The organism is Kitasatospora sp. NPDC022856, assembly GCF_055561235.1.
This window is the reverse complement of record NZ_JBVHHE010000023.1, coordinates 4,897-25,012: the sequence shown is the minus strand read 5'-3', so window position 1 is coordinate 25,012 and position 20,116 is coordinate 4,897. Positions and strand designations below refer to the sequence as shown.

Below are 20,116 nucleotides of genomic sequence, written 5' to 3'. Positions count from 1 at the left end.
GTGGGCGCGGGCGGCACCGCGCGGCGGATCGGCGGTGCGCTGCTGGGCCGGCGGGCCCGGCTGCGCTGGGTGCACCTGGTGCTCGGCGGCGCCCTGCTGATGCCGTACTGGATGCTCTCGACCGTCCTGCTCGGGGCGCTCGACCCGGCGCACGGCTCCGTGGTCCAGGTCCTCCTCTACTTCGCCGCGCTCGCCCTCTCGCTGCCGATGGCCGCCGTCACCGCCCTGGTGCCGACGGTCCGGTCGCTGGAGGGGGCCGGCGGCACGGGCGCTCTGCGCGCCGGAGCGGGCCGAGGAGGTCTCCGCCGGGCCGGCCAGGTCCTGGGCCGCCAGGCGCCGGAGCGCCACCTGGTACGTGCTACACGTGCTGTTCGGCGGGATCGTCAGCGGGATGACGCTGGCCGGGACGCCGTTCGCGGTGGTGCTGGTGATCACTCCGCTCGGCGGGCCAGCGGTGGACGACATGGTGCGCTTCTGGCAGGACCGCGGGTTCCCGGCCTGGCTGCCCGGACCGGTGCTCGGCCTCGCGCTCCTGCTGCTGATCCTCGCCACCAGCGCCGGCTGCGGCGCCCTGCTGGCCCGGTGGGCGCCGGTGCTGCTCGGCCCGGCCCCGGAGGAGCGGCTGGCCGCCGCCGAACGGCGGGCCGCCGTCCTCGCCCAGCGCAACCGGCTCGCCCGCGAGCTGCACGACTCGGTCGGCCACGCGCTCGGCGCGGTCGGCATCCAGGCCTCGGCGGCGGCCCGGGTGCTGCGGACCGACCCGGACTTCGCCGCCGAGGCACTGAGGGCGATCGCCGATACCGCGCGGGCGGCCGTCGCCGAGCTGGACGCGGTGCTCGGGCTGCTCCGCGAGGAGGACCGGGCGGACGCGGAGTCCGCCGGACCGACCCTGGCGGGGCTGGACGACCTGCTGCGCCAGCTCGCCCGCACCGGCGTCGAGGTCGACGCCGAGCTGGCCCCCGGGCTGCACCGGCTGCCGGCCGCCGTCTCCCGCGAGGCCTACCGGATCGTCCAGGAGGGTCTGACCAATGTGCTGCGGCACGCCGGGCCGGCGCCCGCCGGGCTCCGGGTCGGCCTGGCGGCGGGCCGGCTGGAGATCGAACTGACCAGTCCGCTGGGCGAGGCCCGGCCCAGCCGCCCCGGCGGCGGCCGGGGGCTGCGCGGGATCGGCGAGCGGACGGCGGTGCTGCGCGGCGGCTGCGCCGCCGGTCCGACGGACGACGGGACGACCTGGCGGCTGACCGCCTGGCTACCGCTGGAGGGAGCACGATGAACGACCCGACCGGAATCGTCCGGGTGGTGATCGCGGACGACGAACGGCTGGTGCGGACCGGCCTGCGGGTGGTGATCGACGCGGAGCCGGACCTCACCGTGGTCGGCGAGGCGGCCGACGGCGCCGCGGTCGTCCCGCTGGTGCGCGAGCTGCGTCCGGACGTGGTGCTGATGGACGTCCGGATGCCCGGCATCGACGGCATCAGGGCCACCGAGCAGCTGGTCGGCGGGATGGCCGAGCCGCCCCGGATCCTGGTGGTCACCACCTTCGAGCACGACGACCACGTGTACGACGCGCTGCGGGCCGGCGCCGCCGGGTTCCTGCTGAAGCGGGCCAGCGCGGAGGAGATGGTGCAGGCGGTGCGGCTGGTCGCGCGCGGGGACTCGCTGCTCTACCCGGCCGCCGTGCGCGAACTCGCGCTGCGCCAGCGGCCGGCGGGGCGGCCGGCGGCCGCGTCGGGGTACGGGCCGATCGGGCGGCTCACCGAGCGGGAGGGGCAGGTCCTGCGGCTGATGGCCGCCGGGCTTAGCAACGGCGAGATCGCCGGGCGGCTGGTGCTCAGCCCGGAGACGGTCAAGACGCACGTCGGCAGCGTGCTGGCCAAGCTCGGCGCCCGCGACCGCACCCAGGCGGTGATCGCCGCGTACGAGTCGGGCTTCGTCCTGCCGGGGTGACGGCGGGACGAGGGAGCGGCCGGGGGCCGGGGGGGAGGGAGCGGCCGGGGGCCGGGGGCCTGCCACCTGCGGTGACGTTTCTTCCGTCCCGGCCCTACCAGCGAGTAGAGTGCGTCGATCCCCCCTCTTCCACCCGATACCTCCCGTATCGCCTGAAACGAACTGGTGACCGCATGTCAGTCCGGACCAGCCCCGCGCTCTGGTGGCGCATGGGCATCGTGCTCTCGGCGGGCCTCGGCCTGACCCTCCAGACCGCCCCGCTGGTCTACTTCACCATCCAGAGCAATGTGATCGTGCTCGGCTACTTCATCGGCGCGGTCTACTGGATGGTCAAGCGCGGCAGGGTGGACGCGCCCGCCCCCCGGCTGCGCGGGGCTGCCACGCTCTACATCCTGATCACCGGGCTGGTCTCGCACATCCTGCTGGAGCACGGCGCCAACCCGCTGCCCGGGCTCTTCGACGGGCCGGACAAGCTGCAGCACTGGTCGTCCTTCTTCCTGCACTACGTGACGCCGGTGATGGTGATCATCGACTGGCTGACGCTGAAGCCGCGCAACGCCTCCGCCTGGCGCGACATCCCGCTCTGGCTGGCCTTCCCGCTCGGCTACGCGGCGATCGTGCTCGCCCGCAACGGGCTGTTCTCCAACTACCCGCTGCCGTACCCGTACTTCTTCTTCGACCCGACGACCAAGGGCTACGGCTACGTCTGGGGCCAGATCGCGCTGCTGACCGTCGAGTTCGTCGTCCTCGCGGCCACGGTGGTCGGCCTGGACCGGCTCGGCACGCTGGTCGCCCGCAAGCTGCGGCCCGCGACCGAGCCCACCGGGGCCTGAACCGGCCCACCAGAGCCTGAACCGGGGCCTGGAGCGGCCCCGGCGCCGACCGCCCGGGCCGACCCCGCCATCGGGACCCGACCCGCTGGGCCGGGCCCCGGCGCCGGCCGGCTACCGCGGGCCCACCGGCCGCAGTTCGCCGTCCAGCTCCAGCCAGCGGGTGATCCCGAGGCCGCGCAGGAACGGCAGGTCGTGGCTGGCGACGATCAGCGCCCCCTGGTAGGACGCGAGCGCCTGGGTCAGCTGGCGGACACTGGCCAGGTCGAGGTTGTTGGTCGGCTCGTCGAGCAGCAGCAGCTGCGGCGGCGGATCGGCCAGCAACAGCGCGGCCAGCGTGGCCCGGAACCGCTCGCCGCCGGAGAGGGTGGCGGCGAGCTGGTCGGCCCGGCCGCCGCGGAACAGGAAGCGGGCCAGCCTGGCCCGGATCGCGTTGTCCCCCGCGGCCGGGGCGAACTGCTTGACGTTCCCCACGACGCTCAGCCCGTCGTCCAGCACGTCCAGCCGCTGCGGCAGGTGGCGCAGCGGCACCGGGGTGGTGATCTCCCCCGCCAGCGGGGCGAGTTCACCCGCGATGGTGCGCAGCAGGGTGGACTTGCCGGCGCCGTTGCGGCCGATCAGGGCGATCCGCTCGGGTCCGCGCAGGTCGAGGTCGGCGGTGGTGCCGTACGGCAGCCGGACCTTCTGCAGGGTGAGCACCGTGCGCCCGGCCGGCACGGCGGTGCGGGGCAGGTCGATCCGGATCTCGGCGTCGTCGCGGACCGCCTCCTCGGCGGCGGTGAGCCGCTGTCTGGCCTCCTCCAGTCGCTCGGTGTGCATGCCCTGGAGCCGCCCGGCGGTCTCCTGGCCCTGGCGCTTCAGCTTGCCCGCGAAGATGTGCGGGTCGTTGCGGGTGACCGAGCGCTTCCTGCCGTAACTGGCGCTGCGGTCCAGCTTGGAACGGGCGTCGACCAAGTCCCGCTTCTGGCGCTGGACATCGGCCTCGGCGTTGCGCAGCAGCCGCTCCGCCGTCTCCTGCTGCGCGGCGACCGTCCGCTCGTAGTCGGCGAAGTTGCCGCCGTACCAGGTGACCTGGCCGTCCCTGAGGTCGGCGATCTGGTCCACGTGCTGGAGCAGCTCGCGGTCGTGGCTGACGATCACCATCACCCCGCTCCAGCCGGCCACCGTCTCGTAGAGCCGCTCGCGGGCGGACCGGTCGAGGTTGTTGGTCGGCTCGTCGAGCAGCAGGACGTCCGGCCGGCGCACCAGCAGGGCGGCCAGCCGCAGCAGCACCGCCTCGCCGCCGGAGAGTTCGCCGGTGGTGCGGTCGAGGCCGAGCCGGTCCAGACCGAGCCGGTCGAGGGTGGCGCGGGCGCGCTCCTCGACGTCCCAGTCGTCGCCGACGGCGTCGAAGTGGCGCTGGTCGGTGTCGCCGGACTCGATGGCGTGCAGCGCCTCCCGGGTGGCCCGGATGCCGAGCGCCTCGTCGACCCTCAGCCCGGTGTCGAGGGTGAGGCCCTGCGGCAGGTAGCCGAGCTCGCCGCCGACCCTGACGGCGCCGGTGGTGGGGGTGAGTTCGCCCGCGACGAGGCGCAGCAGGGTGGACTTCCCCGCGCCGTTGAGGCCGATCAGGCCCGTCCGGCCGGGGCCGACGGCGAGGTGGAAGCCGTCGAGCACGGTCGTGCCGTCGGGCCACTCGAAGCCGAGGTCGGTGCAGAGGACAGCGGTACTGGGCGATGCCATGGGGAGGCCTCCCGGGTGGTTGCAGACGGTCTGGGGAGCAACACGGGAGACACCGCAGGCGGCGCGTGGAGGGGCCCGGAGCGTGGCGGGGCCGGGCGGCCAGCGAGGACCGTCGAAGATCGGACGGAGGGATGCCGGGCCGGCTCACCACTGAGGTCGCGCACTCGCACACGCACACACCGCGGGCAGCAGGGCTGCGGGGCGGCGGGGGGCGGTGTCTCGGGACCTCAGTAGAGCAACGGCCTTCTCCTGTTCTGGCGGGTGGCACGAACCACGGTACGGAGGCTCCCGGGGCCCGGCAAGCGATTAATTCCGTGCGGATCACGTGCCGATCCCGTGACAGCTCCGCCCCGGTCCGACCCTCGGGCGGGGGGCACCGCCGCCCGCATGGCAGACTCCTCACCTGCCATGCCTGCGGCTCGGGCGGCATGGCACGCATCCACAGGGGGAACTGAACTCATGTCACCGATATCCCGGACCACGCGCGCTGCGCTGGGCGCCTCCGTCGTCACGCTGACGATGGTGGTCGCGACCGCGTGCGGTCCGGACAACAGCGACGCCACCGGGGCCCAGACCGCGGCGCCGACCGCCGCCGCGACCACCGGGGCCGGCACCGGCACACCGGGCGCCGCCCCGGTCAAGCTGCCCACCCTCGACGAGCTGAAGAAGTGGAAGTTCGAGGACTGGGACAAGTGGGCCCAGCAGAACGTGATCACCCCGGCCGTGCAGGGCTTCTGGGACCTCCAGAAGATCCTCAAGGCCAAGCCGTACAAGCCCGGCCCGGCCAAGGAGCCCAGCGGCCAGCCGACCGCGGCGCAGCCCACGGCCCAGCCCACCGGCGCGACGCCGAGCAAGCCGGGCTCCCAGCCGCCGGCGGACAACGGCAACGACCCGCTGCCGAAGGTCGTCCAGGAGAAGCCCGTCCCGCACCCGTACGCGAAGAACTTCCACGTGAACGGCAAGCTGTTCTTCCAGGACGGCGCGCAGGAGTACGTCTGCTCCGGCACCGTGATCTCCGACCCGGCCAACCCCGGCAAGAGCAACCTGGTGTGGACCGCCAGCCACTGCCTGCACGGTGGCAAGGGCGGCAAGTCGCACACCAACATCACCTTCGCCCCGGCCTTCAACAGCACCGGCGTGCTGAGCGGCGGGAAGCAGGCGCCGCTGGCGCAGGCCGAGCCGTACGGCGAGTGGGGCGCGGTGGCCGGCATCGTCTCCCCGACCTGGGCTGACGAGGCCGACCCGGAGTACGGCGGCCCGTGGAGCCAGTACGACTTCGGCATCATCCGGGTGGCCAACCCGGACGGCAGCAAGAGGTCGCTGGAGGAGGTCGTCGGCGGCTCCGTGCCGGTCTGGTTCAACGCCCCGCGCGACCAGATCTCCGCCGTGAGCAGCTACGGCTTCCCGGCCGGCAAGCCCTTCGACGGCATGGAGCTGGAGCACTGCGACAGCGGCAAGCCGGTCCGCCACACGATCGACCCGAGCCGCCCGGCGATGCTGACCATCGGCTGCAACGGCACCGGCGGCGACAGCGGCGGCGGCTGGTTCGCGACCAAGGACGGCAAGCAGGTGCTGGTCTCGGACACCTCCATCGGGGGCAACGACAACACCTGGGAGGCCGGCCCCTACCTGGACGACGTCGCCCAGCACGCGCTGGAGTACATCTCCAAGAAGACGAAGTGACCTGAGTCACCTCCGGCAGCACGTCCGGCCCCGGGGCCCGCGGCCTTTCCCGCCGCGGGCCCCGGCGCGCTCCCCCGCTCTCCTAGAATCGGAGACATCATGAGCGCCACACTCGTAGTCAAGGACCTCGTCGCCGGCCACGGCGACCGCACCCTCTTCTCCGGCCTGGACCTGGTCGTCGCCCCCGGTGACGTGATCGGGCTGGTCGGCGTGAACGGCGCCGGCAAGTCGACGCTGCTGCGGCTGCTGGCCGGGCTGGACACCCCCGAGGGCGGCTCGCTGCGGCTCAGCCCGGCGGGCGCGACCATCGGCCACCTGCCGCAGGAGCCTGAGCGGCGCGAGGGCGAGTCGGTCCGGGACTTCCTGGCCCGCCGCACCGGCGTGGCGGCCGCCCAGGCGGCCTTGGACCTGGCCACCGAGGGCCTGGTCGAGAGCCGCCCCGGCGCCGACGACGACTACGCGGCCAGCCTGGACCGCTGGCTGGACCTCGGCGGCGCCGACCTGGAGGAGCGGGCCGAGGAGGTCGCCGGCTCGCTCGGGCTGACGGTCTCGCTGGACCTGCCGATGACCGCGCTCTCCGGCGGCCAGGCCGCCCGGGCCGGCCTCGCCTCGCTGCTGCTCTCCCGCTACGACGTCTTCCTGCTCGACGAGCCCACCAACGACCTCGACCTGGACGGCCTGGAGCGCCTGGAGTCCTTCGTCAAGGGCCTGCGCGCGGGCACCGTGGTGATCAGCCACGACCGCGAGTTCCTGGCCCGGACGGTCACCCGGGTGCTGGAGCTGGACCTCGCCCAGCAGCAGGTCAACCTGTACGGCGGCGGCTACGAGGCGTACCTGGAGGAGCGCGCGGTGGCCCGCCGGCACGCCCGCGAGGAGTACGACGAGTACGCCGACACCAAGGCCGGCCTGGAGGCCCGGGCGCGGATGCAGCGCGGCTGGATGGAGCACGGGGTGCGCAACGCGCGCCGCAAGGCCGGCGACAACGACAAGATGGGCCGCGCGATGCGGACCGAGTCGACCGAGAAGCAGGCCTCCAAGGCCCGGCAGACCCAGCGGATGATCGAGCGGCTCGACGTGGTCGAGGAGCCCCGCAAGGAGTGGGAGCTGCGGATGGAGATCGCCACCGCGCCGCGCTCCGGCGCCGTGGTCGCCACCCTGCGGGGGGCCACCGTCCGGCGCGGCGACTTCGCCCTGGGACCGGTGGACCTGCAGATCGACTGGGCCGACCGGGTCGCGATCACCGGCGCCAACGGCGCGGGCAAGTCCACCCTGCTGGCCGCGCTGCTCGGCCGGCTCGAACTCGACGGCGGCGACGCCGCGCTGGGCTCGGGCGTGGTCGTCGGCGAGGTGGACCAGGCCCGCGGCCTGTTCCTGGGCGGGGAGCCGCTCTCGGACGCGTTCGCCGCCGCCGTACCGGAGTTGAGCCCGGAGGAGGTGCGCACCCTGCTGGCCAAGTTCGGCCTGAAGGCGGCGCACGTGCTGCGGCCGGCCGACACCCTCTCCCCCGGCGAGCGCACCCGGGCGGCCCTGGCGCTGCTCCAGGCCCGCGGCGTGAACCTGCTGGTGCTGGACGAGCCCACCAACCACCTGGACCTGGTCGCCATCGAGCAGTTGGAGTCCGCGCTGGCCTCGTACACCGGCACGCTGCTGCTGGTCACCCACGACCGGCGGATGCTGGACACGGTGCAGGTCAACCGGCGGATCGAGGTCCGCGGCGGGCGCGTCCACGAGAGCTGAGTGGTCTGGTCCATTTGTACGATCGGGCGGTCCGGGACTCTTCCCGGACCGCCCGTCATGTGCTGTGCTGTCGGCCATGGTTGACAGTGCAGTGGCAGGGACGCCCGCCTACCCGACCGTCCCGCTGAGCCCGATGACGGTGCCCGCCCACGAGGCAGAGGCACGCAGCAGGTCCTTCCACGACGTGATGGCGCGGCGCCGGACCGTCCGCGACTACGCGACCCGCCCGATCCCGGACGGCGTCGTCGAATGGGCGATCCGCACCGCGAACACCGCGCCCAGCGGCGCGCACGTCCAGCCCTGGCGGTTCGTGGTGATCACCGATCCGGAGCGCAAGCGGCGGCTGCGCGAGGCCGCCGAGGCCGAGGAGCGCGAGTTCTACGCGCACCGGGCCTCCGAGGAGTGGCTGGCCGCGCTGGCCCCGATCGGCACCGACTGGCGGAAGCCGTTCCTGGAGGACGCGCCCGCCGTGATCGTCGTCTTCGAGGTGCACAAGGGCCCGCGGTCGCCGCGCCCCTACTACACCAAGGAGTCCGTCGGCATCGCCGTCGGACTGCTGCTCGCCACCCTGCACCAGGCGGGCCTGGCCACGCTCACCCACACCCCGAGCCCGATGAAGTTCCTCAACGAGGTGTGCGAACGGCCGGCCGAGGAGCGGGCCGCCTACGTCATCCCGGTGGGCTACCCGGCGGAGGGGGCGCGCGTCCCCGACCTGCGGCGCAAGGAGCTCGACGACGTGCTGACACGCCTCTGACGCGCCCGGGGGCGGCGCCGGCTCCCCCGCGGTTCGGCGGTGGCCGGCGCTCCGGGGCCCGCCCATAATCGCTGTCATGACACACGTCACGCCACCACCCTGCGAGGACGTACCCGGCCCTGCCACCGCCCCCGCCACCGGATCCGGCACCGGACGGCGCCGACCGGCCCCGGGCGAGATCTCCACCGGCCGGCCGCCGGAACTGCTGCGGCTGGCCGGCGGGATCTCCCTGCACCGCCGCTCGGCCGCGTACGCGCGCGCGCTGAACGCCGCCGTCCGGACCGATCTGGAGCATCTGCGGCCCTGGCTGGAGTGGGCCGCCGCGGCCCCCACGCTGGCGCAGACCACCGAGCTGACCGCGGCCGGCGCGGCCGCCTGGGACGCGGGCACCGACTTCATCTACCTGGTCGGCCTGGACGCCGAACCCGGCAGCGTCATCGGCTCGTTCGGCCTGCACGGCCGGATCGGGCCGGGGGCGCTGGAGATCGGCTACTGGGTGGGCTCGAAGCACGGCGGCCGGGGCATCGCCACCGCCGCCGCCGGGGCTCTGAGCGCCGCCGCGCTCGCGCTGCCCGGCGTCCGGCGGGTGGAGATCCACTGCGACCAGGCCAACACCGCCAGTGCGGCCGTGCCGCGCAAGCTCGGCTTCCGGCTGGCCCGGATCGCCGACGCGGCGGTCCGGGCGCCCGGTGAGACGGGCCGGCAGCTGGTCTGGGTCAAGGAGCGCTGAGCGCGGGGCCGGCCGGCCCGGCCCCGCACCCTGTGCCGCCGGTCCGGGAGCCCGGCCCGGAAGACCGGCCAGGAAGCCCGGCTCCGGAAGACCGGCCCGTCACCCGGTCAGTAGCGCCCGCCGGTCGGCGCCGGCAGCGCGTCCAGCTCGGCGAGGTCGGCCGCCGAGAGCACCAGGTCGGCCGCCCCGGCGTTGTCCACCAGGTAGCGCGGCGTCTTGGTGCCCGGGATCGGGAGGACGTACCGGCCCTGCGCCAGCACCCAGGCCAGCGCGACCTGCGCGGGCGTCGCGCCGACCCGGTCGGCGACCTCCTTCACCTTCGCCACCAGGGCCAGGTTGGCCGCCAGCGCGTCCTGCTGGAAGCGCGGGAGCGAGCGGCGGAAGTCGTCCGCCGGCAGCTCGTCCAGGGAGGAGATGCTGCCGGTCAGGAAGCCCCGGCCGAGCGGCGAGAACGGCAGGAAGGCGATGCCCTCGGCCTCGGTGTACGGCAGCACCTCGGCCAGCGCGTCCCTGGTCCACAGCGACAGCTCGGACTGCACGGACGCCACCGGGTGCACCGCCTGGGCCCGCTTGATCTCCTCGACGGTGACCTCGGAGAGCCCGATCCGGAGCGCCTTGCCGGCCGCGACGGCCTCGGCGAGCGCGCCCCAGGTCTCCTCGATCGGCACCTCCGGGTCGACCCGGTGCAGCTGGTAGAGGTCGACGTGGTCGGTGCCCAGACGGCGCAGGCTCTCGTCGATCGCGCGCCGCACGTGCTCGGGCCGACCGTCGTTGTCCACCCGCCGGTCGCCGGTGCCCGGCACCAGGCCGACCTTGGTGGCCAGCACCGCGCGCTCCCGGTACGGGCCGGCCAGGGCGGCGCCGACCACCTCCTCGTTGCTGTACGGGCCGTAGATGTCGGCGGTGTCGATCAGCGTGACGCCGAGGTCCAGCGCCTCGCGGATCACCCGGGCCGAGGTGTCGTCGTCACGGTTGCGCAGGTCGTAGGCCCAGGTCATGCCCATGCAGCCGAGACCGACCACTCCGACCTCGGGACCCTGCTGACCAAGCGTGGTGGTACGCATCTTCCGGTGCTCCTTCGTGTCGTGGATCAACGGCACCAGCCTCTCCCTTGGAGTGCGCTCAAGGTCAAGCCCGCGCGCCTCGCACGAAGTCCCGCCAGCCGCCGGACAGCACGAGAGCGGCGAGGAAGCGGTAGCCGCCGGCACCCGGGTGCGCGCCATCGCCCGCCGCCGCCTCCGCCGCCCAGACCCGGTCCGCGGCGAGCGCGGCCGTCACGTCGACGAACGGCACACCGCGCTCGGCGCAGAGCCCGGCGATCCGCCCGGCGAGGTCCAGCAGCGGCTCCAGGTGGTCCCGGCCCCAGCACATCACCGGCGGCGGCCCGACCACCAGCACGCCGAGGCCGCGCTCGCGGGCGCCGTCCAGGATCGCGGTCAGGTTGGCCAGGCAGCGGGCCGGCGCCACCCGGGGTCCGCCGTCCTGCGGCGTGGCGTCGTTGCTGCCGACCGAGACCACCAGCCGGTTGTCCGCGCCCGGCAGGGTCCGTGCGTCGAGCTCCGCCCAGATCCGGCGCAGCACGTCCGAGGAGGTGTTGCGCCGGACGCCCAGGTTGAAGGCGGTGAGCTCGGCGGGCGCCGCCCGGCCGGTCTCCTGGAGCACCCGGCCGACCCAGCCGCGGTACTCCGGGTCACCGACGCCCTGGGTGAAGGAGTCCCCGATGAAGCAGATGCGCAAGTCCTTGATCATCCGGTCACGATAGGGGCGCGGCCGACCACGCCGGGCACCTTTCCACAGGGTGGACGAAGCCACCCCCGGCCCCGGCCGCGCGCCAGGACGGGGAGCGTACGAAGCGCGGCCGGGGCGCGCGGATGGATCGTGTGCAACGGCCGGACCGGACCGAGGCGCCTCCCCCGGGCCGCCGCCGCGCGGCGCCACGCCCGCCCGGCCCCGGGGGCGGACGGCCCGGGGCCGGTCCGCGGCGGCCGACCGCCCGCCAAACCGGCGCGCGAGAGCTCACGGGTGCCGCCCCGCACCACGAGGCGCCCGCGCCCCGGCCTGGCCCCGCGCGGCCGGCGGCTCCGACGATGAGCGCTGCCGGACCCGCTCCGGGTTCCGGCGCCACGTCCGTCCGGGAGGTCCCCATGTCGTTCCCGCGCACCCGTACCGCCGCCGTCACCCTCGCGCTGCTCGTCGGCGGCGTCACCACCTGGGCGGTTCCCGCCCGGGCCGCCGGCACCGCCGACCGCGCGGGGGCCCAGAGCCGGGCCCTCAGCCGCTTCGACGACGGCAGCTTCGAGACCCCGAAGGTGGCGGCGAACTCCTTCCTCGGCCTCTCGGCCGGACAGTCCGTCGGCCCGTGGCGCGTCACCGGCGGCAGCGTGGACCTGATCGGCGCCGGCTTCTGGCAGGCCGCCGAGGGCGACCAGTCCGTCGACCTGAACGGCTCCTCCCAGGGCACCGTGGCCCAGACCTTCGCCACCACGCCGGGCGCCACCTACTCGGTGACGTACGCGCTGGCGGGGAACCCCGAGGGCGGACCGGCCGTCAAGACCGGCCGGGCCCTCGTCGACGGCCAGGACTTCCAGGACTTCTCCTTCGACACCACCGGCAGGTCGCGGGCCGCCATGGGGTACGTGGGCCGCCAGTTCACCTTCGTGGCCACCAGCGCCTCCACCACACTGGCCTTCGCCAGCACCACCGGCAGCGGCGCCTACGGCCCGGTGGTGGACGACGTCCAGGTCCGGGAGTGCCGGGCCTGCCCCACCTGCTGACCGCGCGGCCCGCCCGGGCGCCCACGGCCGCGCCCCGGGAGCGGGCGCTGCCTTAAACCGTTCCTAAAACCTTCCAGGCAACCGCCTCTGATGTGCCGAAGGTGCTTGACGTGCACAGCTGGTCTAGTCCAGTTTGAAGCTGCACCGCGCACCTCCCCGCACCGGACCACGCCCCCACCGCACCCGCCGCCCGCCCGCGCTCCCCCTCGCGTGGCGGGCGGCGGGCGCACCGTCCCGAGAGGCACCCCCATGCCACGCGCGCCCCACGACACCCACGCGCCCGACGCCCCCGCCCGGCACCGCCGCCCCGCCGTCCGGGTCAAGCTGCTCGGTCTCGCCGCCGCCACCGTGCTGGCCGGCGGCGGGCTCGCCTCGCTCGCCGGGAGCGCCGGCGCGGCCGACGGCAACCTGCTCGGCAACGCCGGGTTCGAGAGCGGCTCGGCGAGCCCCTGGAGCTGTTCGGCCACCACCGGCAGCGTCGTCGGCACCGGCGCGCACAGCGGCTCGTACGCGCTGAGGGGCGGCGTGAGCAGCAGCGACACCGCGCAGTGCGGCCAGAGCGTCGCCGTTCGTCCCAACACCACGTACACGCTGAGCGCCTGGGTCCAGGGCCAGTACGTCTACCTCGGCGCGACCGGCAGCGGGGTCACCGACCCGGCGGTCTGGACCCCCGGCGGCCCCGCCTGGCAGCAGCTCTCCACCACCTTCACCACCGGCCCGGCCACCAGCAGCGTGACGGTCTACCTGCACGGCTGGTACGGGCAGGGCGGCTACCTCGCCGACGACGTCGCGCTCACCGGTCCGGGCGGCAACCCGACCACCCCGCCGCCGACTTCGGCCACCCCGACGCCGACCCCCACGCCCACGCCCACCGGCACCGGAACGCCCACCACCCCGCCGCCGCCCACCGCCGTCCCGGTGGCCCCGTACATCGACATGGGCGCCTGGCCGACCCCGTCGATGCCCGCGATGGCCCAGGCCGGCAATCTGAAGTCCTTCACCATGGGCTTCGTGACCGGCGTCGGCTGCAAGGCCAGCTGGTTCAACGCCTACGACCCGCGCACCGGCTGGGCCAAGGACCAGGTGGACGCGCTGCGCTCGGCCGGCGGCGACGTGAAGGTGTCCTTCGGCGGCGCCAGCGGCACCGAACTCGCCGCCGCCTGCGCCTCGGTGGACTCGCTGTTCGCCGAGTACGACGCCGTGGTCAAGGCCTACGACCTGCGCTACGTCGACTTCGACATCGAGGGCGCCGCGATCGCCGACACCGTCGCCAACGAGCGCCGCTCCGCCGCGCTGGCCAAGCTGCAGAAAGCCAACCCCGGCCTGAAGGTGTCGTTCACCCTGCCGGTGCTGCCCGAGGGGCTCACCGCCGAGGGCGTCGCCATCGTCCGCTCGGCCCGGGACGCGGGCGTGGCCGTCGACCTGGTGAACGCGATGGCGATGGACTACTACCGCACCGGCGCCGACTACGGCGACGCGGCCGTCCAGGCGGCCCAGGGCCTCTACGGCCAGCTCAAGTCGCTCTACCCGGCGAAGAGCGACGCCCAGCTCTGGGCCGCGGTCGGCATCACCCCGATGCTCGGGGAGAACGACGACCACCAGGTCTACAACCAGGCGGACGCCCGGCAGCTGGTCGCCTTCGCCCAGCAGCACCACCTCGGCGAGCTGGCCTTCTGGGACGCCACCCGGGACGCCAACGCCTGCACCGGCGCGCTCTACAAGTGCACCAACATCGCCCAGCAGCCGTACGAGTTCGCGAAGATCTTCGCCCAGTACGCGGGCTGAGCGGGGCGGTCCCCGTCGGCGGTCGCCGGCCCCGCGGGGCCCGTGACCGCCGACGGCGGCTCAGGGCGCCGCCACCGCCGCGTTCGAGCGGTCCGCCACGAGCCGCACCGCGAAGCCGGCCAGCGCCGTTCCCATCAGGTACCGGTGGACCCGCTGCCAGGTCGGGCGGCGCGCGAAGAAGGCCGACACCGAGCCCGCCATCAGCACGAAGACCGCGTTGCCGGCCACGCCGACCGCGATCTGCGTCAGGCCCAGCAGCAGGCTCTGCACCGCGACGTGGCCGCGGTCCGGATCGACGAACTGCGGCAGCAGCGAGACGTACAGGATCGCGATCTTCGGGTTCAGCAGGCAGGTCAGCAGGCCCATGCCGAACAGCCGGGCGGGCCGGTCGGCCGCCATTTCCTTCGGCGCGAACGCCGAAGTGCCGCCCGGCCGGACGGCCTTCCAGGCCAGCAAGAGCAGGTAGCCCGCGCCCGCCAGCTTGAGCGCCAGATAGACCTCCGGCACCAGCGCGAACACCGCCGCGATCCCGGCCGTCGCCGCGACCAGGTAGACCAGGAAGCCGACGAAGACGCCCGCCAGCGAGGTCAGCCCGGCCCGCCGGCCCTGGGCGACCGAGCGGGACACCAGGTAGATCATGTTCGGACCGGGGGACAGGACCATCCCCAGTTCCACCATCGCGATGCCGGCTATCGCGCCGAGACTCACCATCGTGCCGCTCTCCCCGTTCCCTTCGTGGCCGCGGTGCGGACACCGCGGGCCGGCGGCCGGCCCGCCGCGAGGCCGCGACGCGCAACCGCCTCGATCCCGCCGCGCACCGCGCCGCGGGCTCGCAGCACATCCGCCGCGATCAAGGTCTCATCCTACGAATAATGCGATCTCACTTGTCGGGCGCAGCCGCTACAGTCCTCACCACCGCCCGGGGGCGGCACCGCGGCGGGCAGGCCGGTCCGCGTCCGGCCTCCCCGGCGGGCCGTGGGCCTGGTCCGGTCCCGGTCCGTCCCTGGTCCGGCCCTGGTCCGACCCTGGTCCGACCCTGGTCCGGCCGCCGGACCTCACCCGCCCGCGCGACAACTCGCCCGCCGCCGACGGGCGGAGGTGCGACCGCGCGCCGTCGCGGGGCTGGGCAGGGCGGGCCGATCTCTCCACAATGGACATGCCATTGTCGTGATCCGGCCACCACACCCGACGGGGGTACCAGACCGTGCCCGTGACCTCGCACGCGCCGATCAGCCGGCGCACCTTCACCCGAACCGCCCTGCTGGGCGCCCTCACCGCCGCCGGCCTCGGGGCGGCCACGCCCCGGGCCGGCGCGCTCGCCGTTCCGGCGGGAGCCGACTGGCTGGGCGCCGTCGACGGCGGAGCCCCGCTCTCCCGGCTCACCCTCCCCGGCACGCACGACAGCTGCGCGCTGTACGGCGGCCCGCTGACACAGACCCAGACACTCGCCCTGCCCGACCAGTTCGCGGCCGGCGTGCGCTTCCTGGACATCCGCTGCCGCGCGATCGACGGCGTGCTCGCGATCCACCACGGCCCGGTCTTCCAGCAGATCTTCTTCGGCGACGTCCTCAACCACTGCCTGGCCTTCCTCGCCGCCCACCCGGGCGAGACCCTGGTCATGCGGGTCAAACAGGAGTACTCCACGGTCTCCGACAGCGAGTTCGGCGCACTCTTCGCCGGCTACCAGGCGCGCTGGCCGGGCCTGTTCTGGAGCGAGGACCGGATCCCCCGGCTCGGCGAGGTGCGCGGGCGGGTGGTCCTGCTGGCCGACAACTCCGGCCTGCCCGGCCTCCGTTGGGGCGGGCCCCGGACGGACATCGAGGACGACTACGACATCGGCACCATCTTCGAGCTCAACTCCCGCAAGTGGCCCGAGGTCTCCGCCCACCTGGACGCCGCCCGCGCCGCCGACCCGGGCCGCCTGTTCCTCACCTTCACCTCCAGCTCCGGCTGGGGCCTCTGGCCGCGCCAGGCCGCGGACGCGATCACGCCGAAGCTCCGCTCCTACCTGGGCGCCCTCGACCGCCCCGCCCGCCCGGTGCTCGGCACCGTCCCGCTGGACTTCGTGACCCCGGACCTCGCGCGCTCGCTGTACGCGCTCAACTTCGGCGCCTGACCGGTCGGGGCGCGCCCGACCGCCCGGGCGCGCCCCACTCGCCCGGGCATCCGTGCGCCCTCAACTCCCGTATATCGCACGACAATCATCTATCTCGCTCGATCGAGCGAACTATCTTCCTTATCCACATTTTTGCCTTTCCATGGGGGAACATCAGCACGTCCGCGCCCGAACGATCCCCCGGTCGGGCGGCACCAACTCCGGCCATTGGGATAAGCCCGTGACTACCTCCGCCCCCGTGTGGGACTGCCCCTTCAACCACACCGAAGGCCTGGAGTTCGACCCCCTCCTCAAGCGACTGCTCACCGAGGACCCGGTCGCCAGGATCCGGCTGCCGCACGGCGAGGGCGAGGCCTGGCTGGCCACCCGCTACGAGGACGTCCGCGTCGTCACCACCGACCGCCGGTTCAGCCGCGCCGCCGGCATCGGCCGCGACCTCCCCCGGATGACGCCCGCCCCGATCGCCCAGGTCGAGGCGATCAACCTGATGGACCCGCCGGCCCACAACCGGCTGCGCCGGCTGGTCGCCAAGGGGTTCACCAACCGGCAGGTCGAGCAGTTGCGGCCGAAGACCCAGCGCACGGTCGACGGCTTCCTGGACGAGATGGCGGAGCACGGCTCCCCCGCCGACTTCGTCCACCACCTCGCCTCCCGACTCCCCATGGTCACCATCTGCGAGCTGCTCGACATCCCCGAGGAGGACCGCGCCGAGCTGCGCGGCCACGCCGTCGCGATGATGTCGATGGGCCCCGGCAGCGGCGACGGCCAGGTCCGGGCCAAGGCCGCGCTGCGCGCCTACTTCTCCGAGCTGACCGCCGCCCGCCGCCGCTCCCCCGGCGAGGACCTGATCAGCGCCCTGGCCACCGCCCGGGACGAGGAGGAGCTGCTGGACGACCAGGAGCTCGCCGTGATGGCCATGGTCCTGCTGGTCACCGGCCACGACACCAGCACCTACCAGCTGAGCAACATCACCTACACCCTGCTCACCCACCCCGAGCAGCTCGGCAAGCTCCGCGCCCAGCCGGAGCTGCTGCCGCGCGCCATCGAGGAGCTGCTCCGCTTCATCCCGTTCCGCCAGGGCGTCGGCATCGCCCGGGTCGCCACCGAGGACGTCGAACTCGGCGGCGTGCGGATCAGGGCCGGCGAGGCCGTCCACGTCTCCTACCTGGCCGCCAACCGCGACCCGGAGATGTTCGAGCGGCCCGACGAGCTGGACCTCGACCGCGGCTCGGCCAACCACATGGCCTTCGGCTACGGGACGCACCACTGCGCGGGCGCCCACCTCGCCCGGATGGAGCTCCAGGTGGCCATCGGCACCCTGCTGCGCCGCTTCCCCGACCTGCGGCTCGCCGTGCCGGCCGCCGAGCTGGACTGGCGGACGGGCTCGATCTGGCGCTATCCGCGGACCCTGCCGGTCGCCTGGTGACCAGCTCCCCGCCGCGCCGGCCCGGCGCCCCTCCGACGCACCCGTAGGCCCTCCAGGGGAGATCCGTACCCATGGCAACACTCTGCCGACCCGCCATCGCCGTCCCCGAACACGTCATCACCCTGGAGCAGACCCTCGACCTGGCCCGCGGCCTGCACGCCGACCATCCACAGCTCGGCCTCGCCCTGCGTCTGATCGAGAACACCGGCGTCCGGACCAGGCACCTGGTCCAGCCCATCGACAAGACCCTGCGCCACCCCGGCTTCACCGGCCGCAACGCGGTCTACGAGCGGGAGGCCAAGCGCAGGGTCCCCGAGGTGGTCGAACGCGCCCTGGCCAACGCCGACCTGTCCGCCCGCGAGATCGACCTGATCATCTACGTGTCCTGCACCGGCTTCATGATGCCGTCGCTGACCGCCTGGCTGATCAACACCATGGGCTTCCGCTCCGACACCCGCCAGGTGCCGATCGCCCAGCTCGGCTGCGCGGCCGGCGGCGCCGCCGTCAACCGGGCGCACGACTTCTGCCGCGCCTACCCCGGCGCCAACGTGCTCATCGTGGCCTGCGAGTTCTGCTCGCTCTGCTACCAGCCGACCGACCTCGGCGTCGGGTCGCTGCTCTCCAACGGCCTGTTCGGGGACGCCGTCGCCGCCGCCGTGATGCGCGGCCGAGGCGGCACCGGCGTGCGCGTCGAGCGCAACGGCTCGCACCTCGTCCCGCACACCGAGGACTGGATCTCCTACGGCGTCAGGGACACCGGCTTCCACTTCCAGCTCGACAAACGCGTCCCCGGCACCATGGAGATGCTCGCGCCCGCCCTGCGCACGCTGGCCACCGAACACAGCTGGGACATCTCGGGCCTGGGCTTCTACATCGTGCACGCCGGCGGCCCGCGGATCCTCGACGACCTCTGCCACTACCTCGACCTGGAGCCCGCGGCCTTCCGCTTCAGCCGCGCCACCCTCACCGAGCGCGGGAACATCGCCAGCGCGGTCGTCTTCGACGCCCTCGCCCGGCTCTTCGACGAGGGCGGGGTCGCGGACGGCACCCACGGCCTGATCGCGGGCTTCGGGCCGGGCATCACCGCCGAGATCTCGCTCGGCAGTTGGGCAGGCGTCCCGATCGAGGCGACCATCCCGCGCCGCCCCCGGGCGATCGACGTGGCCGACCTCGCACTCGTCCAGGCGACCACCCCCCTGCTGCGTCCGGCCGGGACTACGATCACCGAATGACCGACACCACGGACCGATCCGACGTCTCTGCCAGAGCGGCCGAACTGGCCGCGCGCTTCCCCGCGTTGCACGCACCGCAGTACTGGCCCTGGGGCCGGTACGACGCGCAGTTCTCCCTCGCGCTGCCACCGGACGAACTCATCACCAACATCCACCTGGTGGGCTTCTCCGCCGGGCTGGTGGTGCTCTGCCGGGACGACCGCGACCACTGGTTCCTGCCGGGCGGGACGCGGGAGAGCGGCGAGTCGATCGAGTCCTGCCTGGTCCGCGAGCTGCGTGAGGAGGCCGGCGCGCGCCTGCTCGGCGAGCCGTCCTGGCTGGGGGCCCACCGCTGCGTGACGGACAGCGCGGAGCCGTACCGGCCGTGGCAGCCGCACCCCGAGAAGGCCTGGCTCTGGGGCTGGGCGGAGGTGTCGGTGGACTCCACCCCGACCAACCCGGACGACGGCGAGCAGGTGGTCGAGGTCCGTGCGGTGGAGCCGGCCGAGGCGCAGCGGCTGCTGGTCGGCAGCCACGAGCCGTGGTGGGGCGAGCTGGTCGGCCTGGCAGTGGAGCTGCGCGGGCGGACGGCCGCCGGCTAGCGAAGCGGGGCGGCGGCCGGGGCGAGCCGGGGCACGGGCCGGGGGCACGGGCGCGGCCGGGGCCCGGGCCGGGCCCACACCCGGTGGCACCGAAGATCACTGGGATGGCCGATCACAGCGGCACCATGCCCTTCATGCGGTGATATGACTCGTTTGACCTGGGTCGTCACCGACGGGAGCGCCATGGACAACTACCCGCTGCTCAACATCTTCTGGACGATGTTCGAGCTGTTCCTCTGGATCCTCTGGTTCTTCCTGCTGTTCAAGATCATCACGGACATCTTCCGCAGCCAGGACCTCAGCGGTTGGGGCCGGGCCGGCTGGCTGATCCTGGTGATCCTGCTGCCCCTGATCGGCGTCCTCGTCTACGTGATCGCCCGTGGCACGTCGATGAGCAAGCGGGACGTGGCCGAGGCCCGGCAGAACGAGGCCGCGTTCAAGGCGTACATCCGGGAGGCAGCCGCCGAGGCGCCCGGGAGCGGTCCGCCGGGCGCGGGTGCCCCGGGTGCCACGGGCTCGACGGGTTCCACCGCGAGCGCCGCCGCGGCCGGCGGGCGCAGCCACGTCGACGACCTCGCCAAGCTCGCCGACCTCAAGGCCGGCGGTGCGATCACCGAGGTCGAGTACCAGCGGGCCAAGGAGAAGCTCCTGGCCTGAGCGTTGACCGGCCTGAGCGGGGACCGGCCTGAGCCGGGACCGACCGGGGCGGGGGGGGGGGGGGGGGGGGGGGCCCCCCCCCCCCCCCCCCCCCCCCCCCCCCCCCCCCCCCCCCCCGCCCCCCCCCCCCCCCCCCCCCCGC

The 20,116-nt window shown here is 74.2% G+C and carries 18 protein-coding genes; 14 read left to right on the top strand and 4 right to left on the bottom strand.

Features of this window, described 5'->3' with window-relative positions; translation table 11 throughout:
- Positions 1 to 355 precede the first annotated feature (355 nt).
- The 3 genes from ACZ34W_RS26430 to ACZ34W_RS26420 all read left to right on the top strand — a co-directional run bounded on the left by ACZ34W_RS26430 (position 356) and on the right by ACZ34W_RS26420 (position 2,780).
- A complete protein-coding gene (locus tag ACZ34W_RS26430) occupies positions 356 to 1,273 on the top strand; it encodes a sensor histidine kinase (RefSeq protein WP_465607592.1) in 918 nt (305 codons plus the stop codon).
- Complete coding sequence (locus tag ACZ34W_RS26425) at positions 1,270 to 1,947, top strand: response regulator (protein WP_465607590.1); 678 nt, start codon at positions 1,270 to 1,272, stop codon at positions 1,945 to 1,947. The genes ACZ34W_RS26430 and ACZ34W_RS26425 overlap by 4 nt, the downstream gene beginning before the upstream one ends.
- Before the next feature lie 173 nt (positions 1,948 to 2,120).
- Complete coding sequence (locus ACZ34W_RS26420; RefSeq protein WP_465607588.1) at positions 2,121 to 2,780, top strand: Pr6Pr family membrane protein; 660 nt, start codon at positions 2,121 to 2,123, stop codon at positions 2,778 to 2,780.
- A 111-nt stretch (positions 2,781 to 2,891) separates the two neighbouring features.
- Here the strand turns inward: ACZ34W_RS26420 and ACZ34W_RS26415 are convergent, their stop codons facing one another.
- The gene (locus tag ACZ34W_RS26415; RefSeq protein ID WP_465607586.1) at positions 2,892 to 4,499 is read right to left on the bottom strand and encodes an ABC-F family ATP-binding cassette domain-containing protein; all 1,608 of its coding nucleotides are present in this window, start codon (positions 4,497 to 4,499) and stop codon (positions 2,892 to 2,894) included.
- 459 nt (positions 4,500 to 4,958) lie between these two features.
- Here ACZ34W_RS26415 and ACZ34W_RS26410 point away from each other — a divergent pair, with 459 nt between their 5' ends.
- The 4 genes from ACZ34W_RS26410 (at position 4,959) to ACZ34W_RS26395 (ending at position 9,403) form a co-directional block, all read left to right on the top strand.
- Complete coding sequence (locus ACZ34W_RS26410) at positions 4,959 to 6,182, top strand: trypsin-like serine peptidase (protein WP_465607584.1); 1,224 nt, start codon at positions 4,959 to 4,961, stop codon at positions 6,180 to 6,182.
- Positions 6,183 to 6,281: 99 nt separating this feature from the next.
- Positions 6,282 to 7,919 (top strand): ABC-F family ATP-binding cassette domain-containing protein, encoded by a 1,638-nt coding sequence (locus ACZ34W_RS26405; RefSeq protein WP_465607582.1) that lies wholly within the window; start codon positions 6,282 to 6,284, stop codon positions 7,917 to 7,919.
- A 76-nt stretch (positions 7,920 to 7,995) separates the two neighbouring features.
- Positions 7,996 to 8,673: a nitroreductase family protein gene (locus ACZ34W_RS26400; protein WP_465607580.1), complete on the top strand. Its 678-nt coding sequence runs from the start codon at positions 7,996 to 7,998 to the stop codon at positions 8,671 to 8,673.
- Between the two features lie 76 nt (positions 8,674 to 8,749).
- The gene (locus ACZ34W_RS26395) at positions 8,750 to 9,403 is read left to right on the top strand and encodes a GNAT family N-acetyltransferase (RefSeq protein WP_359838310.1); all 654 of its coding nucleotides are present in this window, start codon (positions 8,750 to 8,752) and stop codon (positions 9,401 to 9,403) included.
- Positions 9,404 to 9,510: 107 nt separating this feature from the next.
- Here the strand turns inward: ACZ34W_RS26395 and ACZ34W_RS26390 are convergent, their stop codons facing one another.
- Together ACZ34W_RS26390 and ACZ34W_RS26385 are read right to left on the bottom strand one after the other, a co-directional pair.
- Entirely contained in the window at positions 9,511 to 10,467 is a 957-nt protein-coding gene (locus ACZ34W_RS26390; protein ID WP_329487070.1) for an aldo/keto reductase, read from the bottom strand.
- A 64-nt stretch (positions 10,468 to 10,531) separates the two neighbouring features.
- Positions 10,532 to 11,152 (bottom strand): GDSL-type esterase/lipase family protein, encoded by a 621-nt coding sequence (locus ACZ34W_RS26385; protein WP_465607578.1) that lies wholly within the window; start codon positions 11,150 to 11,152, stop codon positions 10,532 to 10,534.
- A gap of 395 nt (positions 11,153 to 11,547) precedes the next feature.
- Between ACZ34W_RS26385 and ACZ34W_RS26380 the strand changes: the two genes are divergently transcribed.
- A complete protein-coding gene (locus ACZ34W_RS26380) occupies positions 11,548 to 12,177 on the top strand; it encodes a choice-of-anchor C family protein (RefSeq protein WP_465607576.1) in 630 nt (209 codons plus the stop codon).
- A 249-nt stretch (positions 12,178 to 12,426) separates the two neighbouring features.
- Positions 12,427 to 13,962: a carbohydrate binding domain-containing protein gene (locus ACZ34W_RS26375; protein WP_465607574.1), complete on the top strand. Its 1,536-nt coding sequence runs from the start codon at positions 12,427 to 12,429 to the stop codon at positions 13,960 to 13,962.
- 60 nt (positions 13,963 to 14,022) lie between these two features.
- Here ACZ34W_RS26375 and ACZ34W_RS26370 read toward each other — a convergent pair whose 3' ends face one another.
- Entirely contained in the window at positions 14,023 to 14,673 is a 651-nt protein-coding gene (locus ACZ34W_RS26370; RefSeq protein WP_465607572.1) for a LysE family translocator, read from the bottom strand.
- 499 nt (positions 14,674 to 15,172) lie between these two features.
- Between ACZ34W_RS26370 and ACZ34W_RS26365 the strand changes: the two genes are divergently transcribed.
- The 5 genes from ACZ34W_RS26365 (at position 15,173) to ACZ34W_RS26345 (ending at position 19,974) form a co-directional block, all read left to right on the top strand.
- Positions 15,173 to 16,078: a phosphatidylinositol-specific phospholipase C gene (locus tag ACZ34W_RS26365; protein ID WP_465607570.1), complete on the top strand. Its 906-nt coding sequence runs from the start codon at positions 15,173 to 15,175 to the stop codon at positions 16,076 to 16,078.
- Positions 16,079 to 16,298: 220 nt separating this feature from the next.
- On the top strand, positions 16,299 to 17,504 hold the full coding sequence (locus tag ACZ34W_RS26360) for a cytochrome P450 (protein WP_352296261.1): 1,206 nt from the start codon (positions 16,299 to 16,301) through the stop codon (positions 17,502 to 17,504).
- A gap of 71 nt (positions 17,505 to 17,575) precedes the next feature.
- On the top strand, positions 17,576 to 18,736 hold the full coding sequence (locus ACZ34W_RS26355) for a type III polyketide synthase (protein WP_465607567.1): 1,161 nt from the start codon (positions 17,576 to 17,578) through the stop codon (positions 18,734 to 18,736).
- The gene (locus ACZ34W_RS26350) at positions 18,733 to 19,317 is read left to right on the top strand and encodes an NUDIX hydrolase (protein WP_465607565.1); all 585 of its coding nucleotides are present in this window, start codon (positions 18,733 to 18,735) and stop codon (positions 19,315 to 19,317) included. The genes ACZ34W_RS26355 and ACZ34W_RS26350 overlap by 4 nt, the downstream gene beginning before the upstream one ends.
- A 183-nt stretch (positions 19,318 to 19,500) precedes the next feature.
- Entirely contained in the window at positions 19,501 to 19,974 is a 474-nt protein-coding gene (locus ACZ34W_RS26345) for an SHOCT domain-containing protein (protein WP_329492062.1), read from the top strand.
- Positions 19,975 to 20,116 lie beyond the last annotated feature (142 nt).

What these genes read in the sequence shown, in the direction of transcription:
- ACZ34W_RS26425 (WP_465607590.1), top strand. Translation starts at nt 1,270, where the DNA reads ATGAACGACCCGACCGGAATCGTCCGGGTGGTGATCGCGGACGACGAA.
- ACZ34W_RS26420 (WP_465607588.1), top strand. Translation starts at nt 2,121, where the DNA reads ATGTCAGTCCGGACCAGCCCCGCGCTCTGGTGGCGCATGGGCATCGTG.
- ACZ34W_RS26415 (WP_465607586.1), bottom strand. Translation starts at nt 4,499, where the DNA reads ATGGCATCGCCCAGTACCGCTGTCCTCTGCACCGACCTCGGCTTCGAG.
- ACZ34W_RS26410 (WP_465607584.1), top strand. Translation starts at nt 4,959, where the DNA reads ATGTCACCGATATCCCGGACCACGCGCGCTGCGCTGGGCGCCTCCGTC.
- ACZ34W_RS26405 (WP_465607582.1), top strand. Translation starts at nt 6,282, where the DNA reads ATGAGCGCCACACTCGTAGTCAAGGACCTCGTCGCCGGCCACGGCGAC.
- ACZ34W_RS26400 (WP_465607580.1), top strand. Translation starts at nt 7,996, where the DNA reads ATGGTTGACAGTGCAGTGGCAGGGACGCCCGCCTACCCGACCGTCCCG.
- ACZ34W_RS26395 (WP_359838310.1), top strand. Translation starts at nt 8,750, where the DNA reads ATGACACACGTCACGCCACCACCCTGCGAGGACGTACCCGGCCCTGCC.
- ACZ34W_RS26390 (WP_329487070.1), bottom strand. Translation starts at nt 10,467, where the DNA reads ATGCGTACCACCACGCTTGGTCAGCAGGGTCCCGAGGTCGGAGTGGTC.
- ACZ34W_RS26385 (WP_465607578.1), bottom strand. Translation starts at nt 11,152, where the DNA reads ATGATCAAGGACTTGCGCATCTGCTTCATCGGGGACTCCTTCACCCAG.
- ACZ34W_RS26380 (WP_465607576.1), top strand. Translation starts at nt 11,548, where the DNA reads ATGTCGTTCCCGCGCACCCGTACCGCCGCCGTCACCCTCGCGCTGCTC.
- ACZ34W_RS26375 (WP_465607574.1), top strand. Translation starts at nt 12,427, where the DNA reads ATGCCACGCGCGCCCCACGACACCCACGCGCCCGACGCCCCCGCCCGG.
- ACZ34W_RS26370 (WP_465607572.1), bottom strand. Translation starts at nt 14,673, where the DNA reads ATGGTGAGTCTCGGCGCGATAGCCGGCATCGCGATGGTGGAACTGGGG.
- ACZ34W_RS26355 (WP_465607567.1), top strand. Translation starts at nt 17,576, where the DNA reads ATGGCAACACTCTGCCGACCCGCCATCGCCGTCCCCGAACACGTCATC.
- ACZ34W_RS26350 (WP_465607565.1), top strand. Translation starts at nt 18,733, where the DNA reads ATGACCGACACCACGGACCGATCCGACGTCTCTGCCAGAGCGGCCGAA.
- ACZ34W_RS26345 (WP_329492062.1), top strand. Translation starts at nt 19,501, where the DNA reads ATGGACAACTACCCGCTGCTCAACATCTTCTGGACGATGTTCGAGCTG.